The following is an 18,396-nucleotide window of genomic DNA, read 5'->3' as shown; positions in this document are numbered from 1 at the left end:
CGCGCCGCCCCATGGGCAGCGCGGCGCGAACTTCAGCGCTTGAGCGGCGCGATGACCTGCTCGATGGCGCCGAAGATCGACTGGCCGGCCGCATCGGTGATCTCGATGCGTACGGTGTCTTCGTACTTCAGGAACGGCGTGGACGGCTGGCCGTCGCGCAGGGTTTCCACGGTGCGCTGCTCGGCCAGGCAGGAAGCGCCCTTGGCCGTGTCCTGGTTGGCAATGGTGCCCGAACCGACCAGGGTGCCGGCAGTCAGCGGGCGGGTCTTGGCCGCGTGCGCCACCAGCTGGGCGAAGTTGAACTGCATGTCCACCCCGCACTCGGCCTCGCCGAACCACTGACCGTTGATCCAGGTACGCATGGGCAGATGCAGCTTGCTGTCCTGCCAGGCGTCGCCGAGCTCGTCCGGCGTCACCAGCACCGGCGACAGCGCCGAGCGCGGCTTGGACTGCAGGAAGCCGAAGCCCTTGGCCAGTTCGGCCGGGATCAGGCCGCGCAGGCTGACATCGTTGACCAGGCCGACCAGCTGGATGTGCTCCGCGGCCTGCTCCGGCGTCACCGCCATTGGCACGTCGTCAGTCACCACCAGCACCTCGGCCTCCAGGTCGATGCCGTAGTCCTCGCTGGGCACTACCACCGGATCGCGCGGGCCCAGGAACATGGCGCTGGTCGCCTGGTACATCAGCGGATCGGTGTAGAAGCTGGCCGGCACCTCGGCGCCGCGCGCCCTGCGCACGCGCTCCACGTGCGGCAGGTACGCCGAGCCGTCGACGAACTCGTACGCGCGCGGCAGCGGCGCGGCCAGCGCATTGAGGTCCAGCGCGAAGCGGCCTTCGGCGGTACCGGCATTCACCTCGTCGTACAGCGCGTTGAGGCGCGGTGCGGCGTTGTGCCAGTCGTCCAGCGCGGCCTGCAGGGTCGGCGCGATGCCGGTGGCGCGGGCGGCGTGGGTCAGGTCGCGGCTAACGACGATCAGCGTGCCGTCGCGGCCGCCTTCCTTGAGACTGCCAAGCTTCATCGAATCAATACTCCTGGAACGGATGCGGTCAGGGCTTCGTCGGGTCGAAGTGCTTCGCGATGCCCTGCCAGCACGTGTAGTAGTCGTCCTGCAGTTGCGGCGCGGACAGCGCCTGCGCGCTGGGACGGAACACCTTCCGCGTCTCGAACATGAAGGCCATGGTACCGGTCAGGTGCTCCGGCTGGCTCAGGTCCGCGGCGGTCGCCTTCTCGAAGCTGGCCGCGTCGGGGCCGTGGCCGCTCATGCAGTTGTGCAGGCTCATGCCACCGGGGGCGAAGCCGCCAGCCTTGGCGTCGTAGGCACCCTCGATCAGGCCCATGAACTCGCTCGCCACGTTGCGGTGGAAGTACGGCGGGCGGAAGGTGTGTTCGGCCACCAGCCAGCGCGGCGGGAAGATCACGAAGTCGAGGTTGGCCGTGCCGGGGGTGTCGCTGGGCGAGGTCAGCACGGTGAAGATCGACGGGTCCGGATGGTCGACGCTGATCGAGCCGACGGTGTTGAAGCGGGTCAGGTCGTACTTGTAGGGCGCGTAGTTGCCGTGCCAGGCGACCACGTCCAGCGGCGAGTGGCCGATGTCGGCCTGCCACAGCGCACCCTGGAACTTGGCGACCAGCCTGAAATCGCCCTCGACGTCTTCCCAGGCCGCGTGGGGCACCAGGAAGTCGCGCGGCAGCGCCATCGAGTTGGCGCCGATCGGCCCCAGGTCCGGCAGGCGCAGCAGCGCGCCGAAGTTTTCGGCCACGTAGCCGCGCGCCTCGGCGTCGAGCAGCTCGACACGGAAGCGGATGCCGCGAGGGATCACTGCGATCTCCAGCGGCGCCACGTCGAGCACGCCCAGCTCGGTGAGCAGGCGCAGCCGGCCCAGCTGCGGCACGATCAGCAGCTCGCCGTCGGCGTCGTAGAAATACCGCCCTTCCATCGAGCGGTTGGCGGCGTAGACGTGTACGCCGATGCCGCCCTGCTCGGCTGCACCGCCGTTGCCGGCGATGGTGACCAGCCCGTCGAGGAAGTCGGTCGGCGCGCTCGGCAGCGGCCACGGGTCCCAGCGCAGCTGGTTCGGCGTCGCCGGTGCCTCGTCGAAGCGGTTGTGGAAGCTGGCGTGCTCCAGCGGGGCGAACGGCTTGTGCATCGCCGCCGGGCGGATGCGGTACAACCAGCTGCGCCGGTTCTCGCGCCGCGGCGCGGTGAATGCGGTGCCGGAGAGCTGCTCGGCGTAGAGACCGTGCGCCACGCGCTGCGGCGAGTTCTGCCCGATAGGCAGCACGCCGGCCAGCGCCTCGCTGGCGAACTCGTTGCCGAAGCCGGATTGGTAGTGGCTCGATTGCCTCGTGCTCATCGCTCTTCGCTCGTAAGCCCCTCTCCCGCCGGGAGAGGGGTTGGGGTGAGGGTTCGCTGGCTCGCGGTGGCGCCGATCACCTCAAGCACCGCGTCCAGATCCTTAAGCACTTCATTGTCCCAAAAGCGCAGCACCCGGTAGCCACTGCGCTCAAGGAATCGGGTCCGGATGCGATCAGCCTCCGGTCCATGTTGCGAGCCGTCCAGTTCGATCACCAGCTTGGCCGCCACGCAGCAGAAATCAACAATGTATGGTGGCACCGGGTGCTGACGGCGGAACTTCAGGCCACGCAGCCGTCCGGCGCGCAGGTGAAACCAGAGCCTCCTTTCCAAATCCGTCGAGACTTGCCTCAAGTCTCGGGCATGCTGGAGGGATCGAGTAGGTAGCGGCGGGTTGGTGCGCTTTCTCATCCGCGTACCCTCACCCCTGCCCCTCTCCCGGCGGGAGAGGGGAAAAACTCAACCTCCCGTCAGAGCACGCCGCGCTTCATCTGGTCGCGCTCGATCGACTCGAACAGCGCCTGGAAATTGCCTTCGCCGAAGCCTTCGTTGCCCTTGCGCTGGATGATCTCGAAGAAGATCGGGCCGATGCAGTTCTGGGTGAAGATCTGCAGCAGCTTGCGCTGCTTGGTCTCCGGGTCGGCGTCGATCAGGATCTTGTTCGCGCGCAGGCGCGGCACGTCTTCGCCGTGGTTGGGGATACGCATGTCAATCACGTCGAAGTAGGTGTCGGGCGTATCGAGGAACTCCACCCCCTGCGCATGCATCGCCTCGACCGTGGCGTAGATGTCGTCGGTGAAGCAGGCGATGTGCTGGATGCCCTCGCCGTGATAGGCGTCGAGGTACTCGTTGATCTGGCTCTTCGGATCGTTCGACTCGTTGAGCGGGATGCGCACGATGCCGTCCGGCGCGGTCATCGCCTTGGACACCAGGCCGGTCTTGGCGCCCTTGATGTCGAAGTAGCGGATCTCGCGGAAGTTGAACAGCCGCTCGTAGTAGTCCGACCACTTCTGCATGTTGCCGAAGTAGAGGTTGTGGGTGAGGTGGTCGATGAAGGTGAGCCCGAAGCCCTTCAGGTTCGGCTCGGCGCCGGGCACTGGCTCGTAGTCGCCGTCGTAGATGCTGCCGGCCTCGCCGTAGCGGTCCACCAGGTAGAGCATGCAGTCGCCGATGCCCTTGACCACCGGCGCATCGACCGCGCGGGTATCGGCCTTGTGCCCCACCGCCTCGCCGCCGTTGCCGAGCACGGTGTCGAGCACGTCCGCCGCCGACTTCCTGAAACGGATCGCGAAACCGCAGGCGCTCGGACCGTGCTGGGCGGCAAAGTCGGCGGCGAACGAGTCCGGTTCCTCGTTGAGCAGGAAGTTCACGCCGTTCTGGCGGTACACCGTGATCGCGCGGCGCTTGTGACGCAGCACGGCGCTGAAGCCCATGCGGCGGAACAGGTCGTGCATCGCGGCGGCCTGGTCGGCCGGCGCGGCGAACTCGACGAACTCGAAGCCGTCGATACCCATCGGGTTCTCGAACGTGGTCACCTGCATGCCGAGATTGGGCTGGGCGGCGGTCTGGGGCTGGGCGTTCATGGCGCTCTCCTTACGTCAGCTGCGCTAATGTCACGGATGCGGCTTTGCAGCATGCGCTGCCGGTGCGAAAGTCCGCATGAGCCCTTCTTTATAGTTACATTTGAAACCAACTGCAAGGAGCGTCGCCGCAGTGTCCACCCCTCGCAAAGCCACCCCGCCCGGCATCAAGCACGCCCCGTTGGAGCTTGAGCACTTCCTGCCCTATCGCCTGTCGATCCTGTCCAACACGGTCAGCCAGGGCATCGCCGACGACTACCAGCAGCGCTACGACCTCAGCATGACCGAGTGGCGCGTGATGGCGGTGCTGGCCCGGTTCGAGGGACTGTCGGCGCGTGAAGTCGCCGACCGCACGGCGATGGACAAGGTGGCGGTGAGCCGCGCGCTGGCGCGCCTGGTGGAAGCCGGCCGGGTCAGCCGGCACATGGCGGACAACGACAAGCGCCGCTCGGTGCTCGACCTCACCGAAGAGGGCTGGGCGATCCACGACGTGGTCGCGCCGATGGCCCGCGCCCGCGAGCAGGCGCTGCTGGACAAGCTCAACGCCGAGGAGCGCACCTGGTTGATGCGCATCCTCGACAGGCTGCAGGAGCGCTAGAGCGGGGAGTGAGTGGAGAGGAGTGAGAAGTGAGAGAAAAGCCGGCGCCGGAACCGGCCACTCCTCTCACATTCCTGATTCCGCACCCGGTTCTGAACTCGTGCGACACGCGCCGGTGAGCGACATAGGCAGAGCGTAGACGGCGGCCGACGCTCTGGCTCCTCTCTCACTTCTCACTCCTCGTCTCTCACTTCTCTACTTCACCCCATGCATCAACCTCGCGACCAACGGCGCGGCGAGGAACAGCAGGGCTCCCGGCACTACCAGCAGCCAGAAGCTGAAAGTGAAGCCGGACAGCGCCGAGGCCACGGTCATGCCGCTCTCGCCGCTGACATGGCCGGCGAAGATTCCGGACAGGTTGTTGCCGATGCCAGTGGAGAGGAACCAGCCGCCCATCGCGAAGCCGACCATGCGCACCGGCGCCAGCTTGGTCACCATCGACAGCCCGATCGGCGACAGGCACAGCTCGCCGACCACCTGCAGCACGTAGACCAGCACCAGCGGCCAGAACGGGATGTGGCCGCTGCCGCCGACCAGCCGTGACAGCGCGAACATCAGCACCACGAAGGCCAGCGCGTTGAACAGCAGGCCGAGGCCGAACTTGCGCGGGATCGACGGCTCCGCCTTGCGCCGGTCCAGCCAGCCCCAGGCCAGCGACACAAACGGCGCCAGCAGCACGATCGCCAGCGGCGCGACCGACTGGAACCAGCCGACCGGGAACATCCAGCCGCCGAACATCGTCCGGTCCACCAGGTTCTGCGCAAGGAAGTTGAACGAGCTGCCGGCCTGTTCGTAGAACATCCAGAACAACACGTTGAAGGCGAAGATGATCAGCATCGCGATCACCCGGTCGCGCTGCACCGCGCCTTCGCGCAGGCCCTCGACGAACAGCATCACCGCCAGCGCCAGGAACATCGCGCTGAGCAACCACTGCAGCGCGATGGCGCCGGCCTTGGCCATCAGCAGGTAGACCAGCGGTATCGCCAGCACGCAGCCGACCGCCACCCAGACCACGCGGACCGGCGAGGCCTGCTCCGGCGTCGGCTGGCCCACGCCCTTGAGCTCGCCGCGTCCCCATTCGAACCATGCCAGGCTCACCAGCATGCCCAGGCCCGCGGCGAGGAACACCGCCTTGTAGTTCTGCTGCATCGGCGTGTCGCTGAAATAGGCGGCCAGCCAGCCGGTGACCAGCGGCGCGACCAGCGCGCCGCCGTTGATGCCCATGTAGAACAGCGTGAAGCCGCGATCGCGGCGCGGGTCGCCCTGGCCGTAGAGCTGACCGACCATCGAGGAGATGTTCGGCTTGAACAGGCCGTTGCCGACGATCACCGTGGCCAGACCGAACAGGAACACCCGCTGGTCCGGCCACATGATCAGGAACAGGCCGCCGGCCATCACCACCGCGCCGAGCAGGATCGAGCGCTGGTAACCGATCACCTTGTCCGCCACGTAGCCGCCGAACACCGCCGCCGCATAAACCAGCGCCAAGTAGGCGCCGTAGGTGCGGCTGGCATAGGCCTGACCGGACGGATCGCCATCGAAGAACTGCGCCACGATGTACAGCGCCAGCGCCCAGCGCATGCCGTAGAAGGCGAAGCGCTCCCAGAACTCGGTCATGAACAGCATCCACAGCGGGCGGGGGTGACCCAGGGTCTGTGGATAGTCCGGCGCGTTCGGCGCGGGTTCGGCGGTGTCGGTCATGCGGACGTCCCCTCGGTGGATTCGCAATATTTTGCGAACCCTAGCCGGTTGGGGCCGGGAATGCATTACGGGCGAGAAACGAGTGAAGAGAAGTGAGGATTGAGAGAGGGGCAACAGCGTCGGTGTCCCACCTCGCCCGGGCATCATCACTCGCCCGGACCGCCATGCGCGGCTGCAGAGTCAAGTGGAGAGCGGTGAAGCCCAGGGGGTGAGAAGCAAAGCCACGGCGCCTGCCTTTCTCTCGCTTCTCACTCCTCTTCACTCACCCCAAGCTCCACTCATTTCACCCCGTGCATCAGCCGGTTGATCAGCGGTGAGATCGCCAGCAGCAGCACGCCGGAGCCGACCAGCGCCCAGAAGCAGAAGCTGAAACCGGACAGCGCCGAGGCCACCGTCATGCCGTGCTCGCCGCTGATCGAGCCTGCCACGAGCCCGGAGAAATCGCCGCCCGCCGCCAGCGACAGGAACCAGCCGCCCATCGCCAGGCCGACCAAGCGTGGCGGCGCCAGCTTGGTCACCATCGACAGGCCGATCGGCGACAGACACAGCTCGCCCAGCGTCTGCATCACGTAGCACAGCACCAGCGGCCAGAACGGGATCAGCCCGGTCGGGCCGAGCAGATCCTTCAGTGCATACACCAGCACCACGAAGCCCAGCCCGTTGAAGATCAGGCCGAAGCCGAACTTGCGCGGGATCGACGGCTCCGCGTTGCGGCGCCCTAGCGCGCTCCACACCAGCGTCACCAGCGGGGCGAACACCAGGATCGCCAGCGGCGTGACCGACTGGAACCAGCCGACCGGGAAGGTCCAGCCGCCGAACATCTGCCGGTCCACCCAGTTCTCGGCCAGGAAGTTGAGCGAGGTCCCGAACTGGAAGTAGAAGGTCCAGAACAGCACGCTGAAGACGAACACGATCAGCATTGCGATCACCCGGTGCAGTTGCACGCGATCGTGCCGCAGCGCCTCGACGATCAACGCGGCCGCCACACCCACGAACAGCAGGCCGAGCAACCACTGCAGGCCGTCGGCACCGACATAGGCGAGCATGGCGTAGATCAGCGGCACCGCCAGCACCGTACCGACCAGCACCCACAGCACGCGGCCGCGCCCCTCCATGCCCGCCAGCGGCCGGCCCACGCCCTTCAGGCTGCGCCGCCCGAACCAGAACCAAAGCATGCTCAGCAGCATGCCCACGCCTGCCGCACCGAACACCACGCGGTAGTTCTGCTGCATCGGCGAGTCGGTGAAATGGCCGGCCATCCAGCCGGTGAGGAGTGGCGCCACGAAGGCGCCGGCATTGATGCCCATGTAGAACAGGGTGAAACCGCGGTCGCGCCGTGGATCGTCGCGCCCGTAGAGCTGCCCCACCATGGTGGAGATGTTCGGCTTGAACAGGCCGTCGCCCGCGATCACCAGCGCCAGTCCCAGCATCATCAGCGGCTTGCTCGGTACCAGCAGGGTGAACAGTCCGGCGGCCATCACTCCCGCGCCCAGCAGGATCGAGCGCTGGTAGCCGATCACCCGATCGGCCAGGAAGCCGCCGAAGATGGACGCGGCGTAGATCAGCGCGGTGTAGGCGCCATAGATGCCGGCCGCCCAGGCCTGCCCGGCCGGATCGCCGTGGAAGAACTGCGCGACGATGTAGAGCACCAGCGCCCAGCTGACGCTGTAATACGCAAAGCGCTCCCAGAACTCGGTCATGAACAGCATCCACAGCGGGCGCGGGTGGCCGAGCAGCTGCGGGAAGTCGGGCGCCGCGTTCGGCGCGGCGGTGGACGTGTCGGTCATGGTGGTCTCGCCCCGGAAAGTCCCCGGATCGTGCCAGAGGCGGAGCGCGGCGTCAGCCGGGGCGCGCCCGCAAGGTCGTGCGCACCTCGAACAGCTCGGGGAAGAACTCCAGCTCCAGCGCCCGCTTCAGGAACGCCACGCCGGACGAGCCGCCGGTGCCGCGACGGAAGCCGATGATCCTCTGCACCGTGCGCATGTGGCGGAAGCGCCACAGCTGGAACTGCGTCTCCAGGTCGACCAGGTCCTCGCACAGCGCGTACTCGCGCCAGTAGCGGTCGGTGTCGCCGTAGATGCGCTCGAAAACCGGCAGCAGGTCTGCATCCGTCACGTGCGGCTCGCGCCAGTCGCGGTCGAGATGCCGCGCCGGCACCGCGTGGCCGAAGCGCGCCAGATAGCGCAGGAACTCGTCGTACAGGCTCGGCGTCTCCAGCACGGCGCGCAGCCGCGCCTGGCCGGCCGGGTCGTGGTCGAACACCTTGAGCATGTCGGCGTTCTTGTTGCCGAGCAGGAATTCCATGATGCGGTACTGCAGCGACTGGAAGCCCGACGACGGCCCGAGCGTCTCGCGGAACTCCAGGTATTCCGACGGAGTCATGGTCTCCAGCACTGCCCACTGCTCGATCAGCTGGCGCAGCACCGACTTGCAGCGCGCCAGCACCTTGCGCACCTGCCAGACCTGGTCGCGGCGCAGGAAATCCATCGCCGCGGCCATCTCGTGGATCACCAGCTTCATCCACAACTCGCTGACCTGATGCTGCACGATGAACAGCATTTCGTCGTGATGCGGCGGCTCGCTGCGCGGCTGCTGGGCCGAGAGAAGCACGTCCAGACGCAGGTAGCCGCCGTAGGTGAGCCTCCCTTCCAGGTCGGTTTCGATGCCTGTTTCGAGGTCGCGGCGGTTGTCCGTCATGTCGGCGTCATTCCCCGTCAAAACCCGCATGGTAGCGCCATCCGGCAACCGTCCCGTACTACCCCGCATGCTGCGCTGTGCCTTGCGGCAAAACCGCCCGGCCTGCTATCAATTGCAGGATTTTCTGGGAGTTTTGTGCGCCAGCGGGAGCTCTCCCGGCGCACCCCCAGCGGCCTGTGCGCCTCCCCTTTTCCCACCTTCGGAGCGACTCGTGTCGATTGCCGCCAAGTTTGAGATCGAATACCTGCAGTACCTCGATGCCGAGGGCAAGCAGGTGCGTGACGACCTCCCTGCATTCACGCAGGACCTCGAGTACATGGTCAAGCTGTACAAGCTGATGATGTCCACCCGCGTGTTCGATGCCAAGTCGATCGCGCTGCAACGCACCGGCAAGCTCGGCACCTACGCCAGCTGCCTGGGCCACGAGGCCGCCCACGTCGGCATCGGTTCGGCGATGAAGCCGGAAGACGTCTACGCACCGAGCTACCGCGAGTACGGCGCGCAGCTGTACCGCGGCGTGCAGCCGCGCGAGGTCTACATGTACTGGGGCGGCGACGAGCGCGGCAACGACTACCAGAACGAGCCGGCCCGCCACGACTTCGCCTGGTCGGTGCCGATCGCCACGCAGTGCCTGCACGCGGCCGGTTCCGCGCTGGCGTTCAAGATCCGCGGCGAGAAGCGCGTGGCGGTGTGCACCATCGGTGACGGCGGTTCGTCCAAGGGCGACTTCTACGGCGCGATCAACATCGCCGGCGCGCAGAACCTGCCGATGGTCGCGGTGATCGTCAACAACCAGTGGGCGATCTCGGTGCCGCGCAAGATCCAGTCCGGCGCACCCACGCTGGCGCAGAAGGGCATCGCGGCCGGCCTTTACTGCATCCAGGTCGACGGCAACGACATCATCGCGGTGCGCAAGGCGATGGAAGACGCGCTCGAGCGCGCCCGCAGCGGCCAGGGCGGCAGCGTGATCGAAGCGGTCACCTACCGCCTCGGCGACCACACCACCGCCGACGACGCCCGTCGCTACCGCGGCGAGGAAGAAGTGAAGGAAGGCTGGGCGAAGGAGCCGATGAAGCGCTTGCGCAACTGGCTGGTGGCCAAGGGCGTGTGGGACGACGCCAAGGAAGAAGCCTGGAAGGCCGAGTGCGACGACTGGATGGACAACGAGGTCAACGCCTATCTCGAGACCAAGACCCAGCCGATCACGGCGATGTTCGACTACACCTACGCCGAGATCCCGGCTGACCTGGAAAAGCAGCGCGACTTCGCGCTCTCGCTCGAAAACAAGGCGCACTAAGTCATGGCACAGATCACCCTTATCGAAGCAGTCACGCAGGCGCTCGCCTACGAGATGGCCCACGACGACTCGGTCGTGGTGCTGGGCGAGGACGTCGGCGTCAACGGCGGCGTGTTCCGCGCCACCCAGGGCCTGCAGCAGAAGTTCGGCGAACTGCGCGTGCTCGACACGCCACTGGACGAAACCACCATCGCCGGCGTCACCGTCGGCATGGCCGTGCAGGGCATGAAGCCGGTCGCCGAGGCGCAGTTCGAAGGCTTCATCTACCCGATGATGGAGCAGATCGCCTGCCACGCCGCACGCATGCGCAACCGCACCCGCGGCCGCCTGACCGTGCCGGCCGTGTTCCGCGCCCCGTGGGGCGGCGGCATCCATGCCCCCGAGCATCACTCGGAAGCGAACGAGCACCTGTTCACCAACATCCCCGGCCTGCGCGTGGTGATGCCCTCTTCGCCGGCGCGCGCCTACGGCCTGCTGCTGGCGGCGATCCGCGATCCGGATCCGGTGATGTTCTTCGAGCCCAAGCGCATCTATCGCCAGTACAAGGAAGAGGTGCCGGACGACGGCGAGGCGCTGCCGCTGGACGTGTGCTTCGTGCTGCGCGACGGCACCGACGTGACCCTGGTGACCTGGGGCGCGCCGGTTAAGGAGTGCCTGGAAGCCGCCGACGCGCTGGCCGAGCAGGGCATCAGCGCCGAGGTGATCGACGTCGCCACGCTGACCCCGCTGGACTTCGACACCATCGCCGAGTCGGTCAGCAAGACCGGCCGCTGCGTGATCGTGCACGAAGCCCCGAAGACCGCCGGCTTCGGCGCCGAGATCGCCGCACGCGTGGCCGAGGAGTGCCTGTACGAGCTGCTCGCCCCGGTCGAGCGCGTCACCGGCTACGACATCCACACGCCGCTCTATCGCCTCGAAATGAAGCAGATGCCGAGCACCGCGCGCATCGTCGACGCCGCCCTGCGCACGCTGGCTGCCAGCTAACCCTCAACGGATCGAATCCCCATGGCTGACATCAAGACATTCCACCTGCCCGACCTCGGCGAAGGCCTGCCCGACGCCACCATCGTCGAGTGGCACGTGAAGGAAGGCGACACCGTCAAGCTCGACGCCCCGCTGGTGTCGATGGAGACCGCCAAGGCGGTGGTCGACGTGCCCTCGCCGTACACCGGCAAGGTAACCAAACTGCACGGCGCCGCCGGCGACATCATCGAGACCGGCGCCGCGCTGGCCGACTTCGAGCCCGACCCGAACGCCAAGCAGCGCGCCGAGGCCGAGCCGACCGGGCACCACCATGCACCGCCGAAGAAGGCCGCTCCCGCGCTGGCGCCCGCCCCGGCCGCCGCCAGTGCGGACCGCGAGGACGAAGGCACCGTGGTCGGCGCCATGGTCAGCGGCAACACCGTGCATGTGGAACAGGCCGCCGACGTCGGCGGCGTGAAGGCCGTGCCCGCGGTGCGTGCGCTGGCGAAGAAGCTCAAGGTCGACCTGACCCGCGTGCGCCCCAGCGGTGCCGGCGGCGTGGTCACCCTGCAGGATGTGAAGCAGGCCGCCGCCAACGGCAGCGCCGCGCTCGGTGCCGCCCCGGCGCGCGCCGTACCGGAGTCGGCCGGTCGCCACCTGGCGCCGCAACTGCCCGAGCCGGGCCCGGCACCCTCGCGCACCGCGGTCTCGCTGGCCGGCAAGCCGGTGCGTACCGCCCCGCCCTCGCAGACCGCCAGCGGCCAGCCGGAGCAGCTCAAGGGCGTACGCCGGAACATGGCGCGCGTGATGGCCGAAGCCCACGCCAACGTGGTGCCGACCACCCTGGTCGACGACGCCGACCTGCACGCCTGGATCGGAAAGCAGGACATCACCGCCCGCCTGGTGCGCGCGATCGTCGCCGCCTGCAAGGCGGTGCCGGCGCTGAACGCCTGGTTCGACGGCAAGAACCTGACCCGCACCCTGCACCCGCACGTGGACATCGGTATCGCCGTGGACACCGACGACGGACTGTTCGTGCCGGCCCTGCGCAACGCCGACATGCTCGACGGCCACGGTGTGCGCGCGGCGATCAAGCGCCTGCGCACCCAGGTAGAGGACCGCTCGATCCCGTCGACCGAGCTGTCCGGCTACACCATCAGCCTGTCGAACTTCGGCATGTTCGCCGGCCGCTACGCCACCCCGGTGGTGGTGCCGCCGACCGTGGCGATCATCGGCGCGGGCAAGCTCAGCCACGACGTGGTGGCGGTGATCGGCGGCATCGAAGTGCACAAGCGCATGCCGATCAGCCTCACCTTCGACCACCGCGCCGCCACCGGTGGCGAAGCGGCACGCTTCCTCAAGGCGCTGCTGGACGACATGGCGCTGCCGAACTAGTCACCATTACGAGAAAGAAAAATAGGGTGCCCGGACGGGCACCCTATTTTCATCTCTGGATCATGAGCCGCGCCACCGTCACTAAGTTGTTGGCACAACACCATTGTCCGCGCCGATTAAAATCCAACCTGACGGAAAGCTAAAAGGCACACAATCCGCCGGAGCTGCAGTTGGACCACTCTCGTAGGAGCCGAAGCGCGGGCTAACGGGCGGACAAACTCCGATATGGGTGGCATCAAGCCGATAAATATTGCCGGTCTTGTTTACCTGCCGCCCCTCAATGAGAAAGCCGCCCGCTGAAACAGGATTCACCCCCCCGGTCCAAACTGTCGTGCGCGCGTAAGTATCTTGCTCCCCGCCGATAAAGAAAGCCCGCTCCAACGACTGACCAAATGCGCTGCCAGGACTTGGACTCAAGACATAGCTCATGTCGCCACCGGCATAGCCGCCGCCGAAAGCCAGGAATGTTGGATCGGTTCCACCGTTCGTGTAGTTGTCGAAGGAATAGCTGTTGAAACCGTCGGCCGTTGCGTCCCAGACGAAAAGATCGTGCGCCGCATTGGTCCAGACAATCGACAATCGATTGCTAAGCGAGTAATAGCCGATCGACAGCGGATAGGAACCACACGTCACAGGCAGTGTCCTGGAACCAACACGCTTCCCGCTCTTCATCAGCCAGTAGGCAAACTGACAAGTTCCACTATTCAACCAGAGCAGGTCGTCCTGTCCATCCCCATCGATATCACCTGCACCGAACAGTTGCCATCCCGCCGGATAGGTACCGAGCGACGTCGAATGGAAACTGCCCTTGCCACTATTGGTCCACAGGTAAAGATCGTGATTGGCGCCAGTGAACACGATATCTGCCAGGCCATCCCCGTTGAGATCACCGGTCGCACCAATGAAGTAGCCGGGTGTTACCGCTATCGTCCGCGACGACGTGCGTGTCACTTCGCCATTGGCATCAGTCGCCATGATCCAGTACGCCAGCTGGCTGGTATCTGCGTTGAACCAGAGCAGATCAGACAGACCATCACCATTGAAATCGCCTGGCACGGCATCGCTGCCAGGCTTCGGCGTGGTTACCGTCAATGCCTGAAGCGTATTCAACCCAACGACCTGCTGCGCCTTTGCATTACTGCCCGGGAGCAGTAAACCGAACACAACGAAGGTGCTGGCGACAAAAAAGCCTGCCGGGCGACTCATGGCGCCACCTTCGGAATGACGCCATTGGCCAAAGCACCAACCACGAACCATCCCCGCGGGAAGCTGATCCGGGTGCAATTGTCAGGCTGAACGAGAGCATGGGAATCGTCCGCCGGCGCGTAGTTCACACCCGCCATCCCTTCAGCAGAGCAGGCATCCAGCGCCCCGTTGCCAAACTGGTAGATCGCGCCAGTTTGGGTAGCTCCGTGCGCCGCCATAAAGAAGCCTGCCGATCTCCATGGAAAATTGAACCCTCCCAGGAACCCACCCGAATTGACTATTCCAGTCTGCATGCCACTGGCGTCAAACGTGCGACTGAGCATCTGTTGTCGTGCCCCACCAGTCCCATTTCCAGCAGTTGGCGAATCTTCTGCACCGGCGATCACGGTCAGCATCTGCCCGGCGAAACCGCCACCTATGGCGATAGCATGGTAGCTGCTCGCAAAGCTTCCCAATGTGTACGGGACGAATCCGGTCGGCAGACTGTCCCAGACGGTCAGGTCGTTATGTGCACTCGTCCAAATGATCGAGATGCGATTGGCCGGGGTGTAGTAGCCAATCGAAATCGGATAATAGCCACATGGCGCAGAAGCAGTCTTCGATCCAATACGTGCACCACCGCTCATCAGCCAGTAGCCGAATTGACAGGAAGCTGCGTTGAACCAGAGCAGATCGTCATGGCCATCGCCATCGACATCACCGGCGCCAGTCAGCTGCCAACCATCTGGATAAGTGCCGATGAAGCTCGACCGGAACCCTCCGTGCCCGTCGTTCGTCCACAGGTAGAGGTCACGCTTGGCACTTGTGAATACGACATCGGCCAACCCGCTGCCGTCGAAATCACCAACTGCACCGACGTAGTAGCCCTTCGTTATGCTGAAGGTCCGCGCCCCACTACGCACTATGGCGCCATTCGCCCCATTGCCTAGCAGCCAATAAGCCATCTGGCTTGTCAGTGGGTTGTACCACAGCAGGTCTGAAACGCCGTCCCCATTGAAATCCCCTGGAGTGCCCTGTCTACCGGGTATCGGTGTAGTGGATTGCAGTACCTGGAGAGTATCAACCCCCACGTCCTGTGCCCGGACCGGCGCCTGGCTCAACGCCAGCATTGTGGCCAATATGGCCATAGACCAAAGTCGTCGCCCCATTGTCTGTCCTCATGGCGCGGAGCAGCCGCACTGCGACTCCGCATGACCGGCAATAACTGCCCCCCCCCTCCCGCCTTGTTAGCTTGACACAAGCTCCCATGGAAGATGGACAAACCACGCCTGCAGTCGAAAACTCTCGCCGGCCCAGATGCATGGATCGCCATATGATTGTGCGTACCCGCACTTTGGCCCGGCCAGGTCACCTGGCAGCATCTCACCGACTGACGTGGCTTCCGGTCCCGCAGGGTATCGGGCTGGACCGGAACGAGCTGATCACAGAGAGTTTTGTCCGGTTGATCGAGGCCCCTGCAGCCCGTCATCGGTGACGTAGCGAGCGCGCGAGGCTTTCTGATCGTCGGTCCGTCCAAGCGGCATGACACCTCAAGGATGGCCGCGCGCCGCTGTATTATCGGCCGTCCTTCAACACCGTTGCCGGCGCATTGAGTATTCGACCAACCACAGGGAATGCCACATCGGCCGGTGCTTCCCGGCATGATCAGGTGGACGACTTCCCCCTAATAGTGATGCTGGCAGCCCTCTCGCTGCCGCTCGCGTCGAGCGCACTGGTGCAGCGGATGGCGCTCCGGCTGGGGCTTTCCTTCCACGTCGCATCCTGGGCCCTGGCCGCTACCGTCATCGCAGCGCTGGTGCTTTCCGTGACCGGGCTCCTGGTCGCACGCCGCGGACCGGATTTCCGCCCTGTCCACTGGAACCTGGACGTCGTGCTCGCGCTGGTGATCGCCTGCGTGTCGGCGGCGCTGGTCGTCGCACTCCTGCACCGCCCCGACGCCGACGACGTCATCTACCTGCCGAAGATCGTCTATGCGGTGGCGCATCCGGAGGTTCGGATGAATGGCGTCATCCACGAAATCGCGCACACCCCTGCGCTGGCCCTGCCGCAGTCGGCGGCGGCCTACTACCCCACCGCCTACGAATTCTGTCAGGCCGCATTCGCACATCTGACAGGAGTGGACCTGTTGTGGGTCTACTACCGCCTGGCGCCCTCGCTGGCCGCGATATTCGGCATCCTGCTGCTGGCGGCGAACCTTCGACTCCTGGGGCTATCGCGGCGGGCGGCGGCATGCGCCGCACTGATCCTGGTCCCGCTGATCCTGCTGCTGGGCGAGAGCCACCGTAGCTTCGGGAACTTCACGCTGCTGCGGCTGTTCCAGTCGAAGTGCGCCTTCATCTTCCTCGGCCTGCCCATGTACATCGCCCAGTCGATGCTGTTCCTGCGCAAGCCGGGCATCGGCCGATGGCTGCTTCTGCTGGCCGGTGTGGTGGCGGTGTCCAGCATGACGACGTCTGCCCTGGTCATGCTGCCGCTGCTGTCGCTGCCTTTGTTCCTGGCCTGGTGGTTCGCATTTGGCCGGGAATGGCCCCTCGCCGAGGGAATAGCGCGCGGGGCAGCCTATGCCGCAACACTGTCTCCTGCTCTCGCCTTCGCGCTGGACTACCGCCACTACGCGATCGCTCGAGTTGCCTACGGCTCGCAGATCAACGCCGGGTTCCCCCGCACCTTCAGTGGCCAGTTCCACCTCGTTACCGGCGGGACGGCGTTGTCGGCGAGCATCGTAATGCTACTGGCGGCGCTCCTTTTCCTTGGCTGGCGTTGGCGCGAAGCCCGCCACCGGTTCCTGTTGGCCTGGTCCGTGCTGACCGTCGCGTGCTATCTCAACCCGTGGGTGGCGCCGGCGATCATGCGCTACCTGACCACGGAAAATATCTACTGGCGGCTGGTTTTCCTGATCCCGCTCCCCCTGCTTGTCGGAGCCGCGGCAGGCGCCCTGTTCGACCGGCCCGATAAGGACGCGCCCTCCCGGCACCTCGCACCGTTCGTCCTGTTCGCTGCCCTTGCCGCAGCGGTCGTGGTCTCCCCCTGGTCCGTCATGCACCCGGGCAACCACGTCACCGTGTCGCTCACCGGCTACCCGCTGGACACCTATGCAGATGAAGCGCGCAACTGCCTGCGGCTCGCCAACCCCGGTGTGATGCTGGCCCCGGTGCCGCTGGCACAGGACATGGTAGTGCTGTCCGCAGAGCACCCCCAGGTGGTCACCCGGGGGGACTTTCTGAGAAACGCGCTGTTCGCTGAGCCAGGGGATTTCGCACAACGCATGAGTGCCGCGGCCTTCATCGCGGGAACTGGCGGGCGCTTGGAGGATTTGGTTGATGTCATGCAGCGATTGAGACCATCGACCGTCATTGTTGCGCGACAGGCGTTGTCGACGGCCATGACAGCGGCGCTGACGGAACAGGATCTGCATCCTGACGGCGCGGTCGATCACTGGATAGTCTATGCACGCTCTCGATCTGTACCGACGCAGAGCCAGCAGCCGTGAGCGTTCTGTGCCCTAGCTGCCGGACCGTCCGCACAATCAGGTCCTTGGATTGTCAGGCGCGACTGGTCACGATCAGACCCGCGATCACCAGCAGCAACCCGACAATCTTGGACTGGGACAACGACTCGCCGAAGAGCGGCACCGCGAGCAGGCCGACGAGGACGAAGTTGAGCGCCATGAACGGGTAGATCTTGCTGAGCGGAAACCGAGAAACCGCTGCGATCCAGCACGCGGAAGCCAGGAACGCCGCCGCCAGCCCGCTCAGAACCCAAGGACGGAGCAGCATCCGCACGACGTACAGCAGAAGGCCGTGCCCCACTTGCGGCGAGGGGGGGATGAGGCCGGCCTGCCACTTGAGCACCAACTGGCCGTATACCGTCAAGACGATGGTCAGTGCCACGAACAGATAGCTCATCGATTTGCCTCCTTCCGCCAGCCCCACAGGTAGTAAGGTGCATCCGGTCCCGTATGGAAGAGCAGATCCAGGATGGTGACGGCATGCTCGAACGGCGGATGGAGCTGATCGTAGACGGGGTAACCGGAATAGTCCTTGTACTCCAGCTCGATGCCTGCCTGCTGGAAGCAACGGTCGTCGATGTAATCCCGGGCCGTGGGACCGGACAGGTAGTGGCTGGCACCGCTCTGACCGATCAGGTCCAGCAGCCGGTCGAGCTTCCGTCCGCGCAACTCGAATTCCCTCGAGTCGCGGAAGCGGGTGGTGATACCCAGGCATTCCCTGGCAATGAGCTGGATCAGGTGCTGGTTCATTTCCGACAGGCTTTCCCAGGACCGCCCGAGATAGAAATCCTCCAGCATCTCCCGATAGCGCAGAAAATGCGGCGCGCGCGAATAACTCTGGGAGATGCTCCGCCAGTGCTTGGTCTGCCAGAGCGAGCTGGCGAGGCGCACTTCATGGATCAACCTGACCTTGTCGGTGCCGACCGGCACGCTGAGCCACTTGAGCCCGTCCTTGGTCTTGATGCGATTCCGTGAACGCCAGTCCTGCGCGGTGAACTGGACATCATCCAGAAAGATGAAGGTGTCGACATCGTGGATGATGTCGAAATAGCCCTTCCACGGAATGTAGTTGGACTGGATAACGGCAACACGCATGG

General features: G+C 65.4%; 16 protein-coding genes. 5 read left to right on the top strand and 11 right to left on the bottom strand.

What is annotated here, in order from left to right:
* Nucleotides 1-32: 32 nt before the first annotated feature.
* From NC595_RS04895 to hppD, 4 genes are read right to left on the bottom strand one after another with little or no spacing between them, the layout of a single operon-like run.
* Nucleotides 33-1,019, bottom strand: a complete 987-nt coding sequence (locus NC595_RS04895) for a fumarylacetoacetate hydrolase family protein (RefSeq protein ID WP_253565165.1) — start codon at nt 1,017-1,019, stop codon at nt 33-35.
* Between the two features lie 28 nt (nt 1,020-1,047).
* Entirely contained in the window at nt 1,048-2,355 is a 1,308-nt protein-coding gene (hmgA, locus tag NC595_RS04890; protein ID WP_253565164.1) for a homogentisate 1,2-dioxygenase, read from the bottom strand.
* Complete coding sequence (locus tag NC595_RS04885; RefSeq protein ID WP_253565163.1) at nt 2,352-2,765, bottom strand: endonuclease domain-containing protein; 414 nt, start codon at nt 2,763-2,765, stop codon at nt 2,352-2,354. Before NC595_RS04885 ends, hmgA begins: the two co-directional genes overlap by 4 nt.
* Before the next feature lie 59 nt (nt 2,766-2,824).
* Nucleotides 2,825-3,937 carry a 4-hydroxyphenylpyruvate dioxygenase gene (gene hppD, locus NC595_RS04880; RefSeq protein WP_253565162.1) on the bottom strand — a complete coding sequence of 371 codons (1,113 nt, stop codon included), beginning with the start codon at nt 3,935-3,937 and terminating at the stop codon, nt 2,825-2,827.
* 130 nt (nt 3,938-4,067) lie between these two features.
* Here hppD and NC595_RS04875 point away from each other — a divergent pair, with 130 nt between their 5' ends.
* Nucleotides 4,068-4,532, top strand: a complete 465-nt coding sequence (locus NC595_RS04875) for a MarR family winged helix-turn-helix transcriptional regulator (protein WP_253565161.1) — start codon at nt 4,068-4,070, stop codon at nt 4,530-4,532.
* 195 nt (nt 4,533-4,727) lie between these two features.
* Here NC595_RS04875 and NC595_RS04870 read toward each other — a convergent pair whose 3' ends face one another.
* From NC595_RS04870 to NC595_RS04860, 3 genes are all read right to left on the bottom strand, one after another.
* Nucleotides 4,728-6,233: a peptide MFS transporter gene (locus NC595_RS04870; RefSeq protein WP_253565157.1), complete on the bottom strand. Its 1,506-nt coding sequence runs from the start codon at nt 6,231-6,233 to the stop codon at nt 4,728-4,730.
* A gap of 278 nt (nt 6,234-6,511) precedes the next feature.
* Nucleotides 6,512-8,020, bottom strand: a complete 1,509-nt coding sequence (locus NC595_RS04865) for a peptide MFS transporter (RefSeq protein ID WP_253565155.1) — start codon at nt 8,018-8,020, stop codon at nt 6,512-6,514.
* A 52-nt stretch (nt 8,021-8,072) separates the two neighbouring features.
* Nucleotides 8,073-8,930 carry a tryptophan 2,3-dioxygenase gene (locus NC595_RS04860; RefSeq protein ID WP_253565153.1) on the bottom strand — a complete coding sequence of 286 codons (858 nt, stop codon included), beginning with the start codon at nt 8,928-8,930 and terminating at the stop codon, nt 8,073-8,075.
* Nucleotides 8,931-9,141: 211 nt separating this feature from the next.
* On the opposite strand from NC595_RS04860, the gene pdhA reads away from it, so the two are divergent.
* The 3 genes from pdhA to NC595_RS04845 are packed head-to-tail and all read left to right on the top strand — an operon-like array spanning nt 9,142 to nt 12,585.
* Nucleotides 9,142-10,227: a pyruvate dehydrogenase (acetyl-transferring) E1 component subunit alpha gene (pdhA, locus tag NC595_RS04855; protein WP_253565151.1), complete on the top strand. Its 1,086-nt coding sequence runs from the start codon at nt 9,142-9,144 to the stop codon at nt 10,225-10,227.
* A 3-nt stretch (nt 10,228-10,230) separates the two neighbouring features.
* Nucleotides 10,231-11,211: an alpha-ketoacid dehydrogenase subunit beta gene (locus NC595_RS04850; protein ID WP_063673985.1), complete on the top strand. Its 981-nt coding sequence runs from the start codon at nt 10,231-10,233 to the stop codon at nt 11,209-11,211.
* Between the two features lie 21 nt (nt 11,212-11,232).
* On the top strand, nt 11,233-12,585 hold the full coding sequence (locus NC595_RS04845) for a dihydrolipoamide acetyltransferase family protein (RefSeq protein WP_253565149.1): 1,353 nt from the start codon (nt 11,233-11,235) through the stop codon (nt 12,583-12,585).
* 81 nt (nt 12,586-12,666) lie between these two features.
* Here NC595_RS04845 and NC595_RS04840 read toward each other — a convergent pair whose 3' ends face one another.
* Both NC595_RS04840 and NC595_RS04835 read right to left on the bottom strand, forming a co-directional pair.
* Nucleotides 12,667-13,791, bottom strand: coding sequence for an FG-GAP repeat domain-containing protein (locus NC595_RS04840; RefSeq protein ID WP_253565148.1), 1,125 nt, complete (start codon nt 13,789-13,791; stop codon nt 12,667-12,669).
* Complete coding sequence (locus tag NC595_RS04835; RefSeq protein ID WP_256488977.1) at nt 13,788-14,900, bottom strand: FG-GAP repeat domain-containing protein; 1,113 nt, start codon at nt 14,898-14,900, stop codon at nt 13,788-13,790. The genes NC595_RS04840 and NC595_RS04835 overlap by 4 nt, the downstream gene beginning before the upstream one ends.
* A gap of 539 nt (nt 14,901-15,439) precedes the next feature.
* On the opposite strand from NC595_RS04835, the gene NC595_RS04830 reads away from it, so the two are divergent.
* Complete coding sequence (locus NC595_RS04830) at nt 15,440-17,281, top strand: hypothetical protein (RefSeq protein ID WP_253565145.1); 1,842 nt, start codon at nt 15,440-15,442, stop codon at nt 17,279-17,281.
* 52 nt (nt 17,282-17,333) lie between these two features.
* On the opposite strand, the gene NC595_RS04825 is transcribed toward NC595_RS04830, so the two are convergent.
* On the bottom strand, nt 17,334-17,696 hold the full coding sequence (locus NC595_RS04825) for a DMT family transporter (RefSeq protein WP_253565144.1): 363 nt from the start codon (nt 17,694-17,696) through the stop codon (nt 17,334-17,336).
* Nucleotides 17,693-18,394 carry a WbqC family protein gene (locus NC595_RS04820; RefSeq protein WP_253565143.1) on the bottom strand — a complete coding sequence of 234 codons (702 nt, stop codon included), beginning with the start codon at nt 18,392-18,394 and terminating at the stop codon, nt 17,693-17,695. Before NC595_RS04820 ends, NC595_RS04825 begins: the two co-directional genes overlap by 4 nt.
* Between the last annotated feature and the right edge of the window lie 2 nt (nt 18,395-18,396).

Origin of the sequence: Dyella lutea (assembly GCF_024158035.1) — a bacterium.
GTDB classification, from domain to species: domain Bacteria; phylum Pseudomonadota; class Gammaproteobacteria; order Xanthomonadales; family Rhodanobacteraceae; genus Dyella_A; species Dyella_A lutea.
This window is presented reverse-complemented; position numbering and strand designations above follow the sequence as displayed.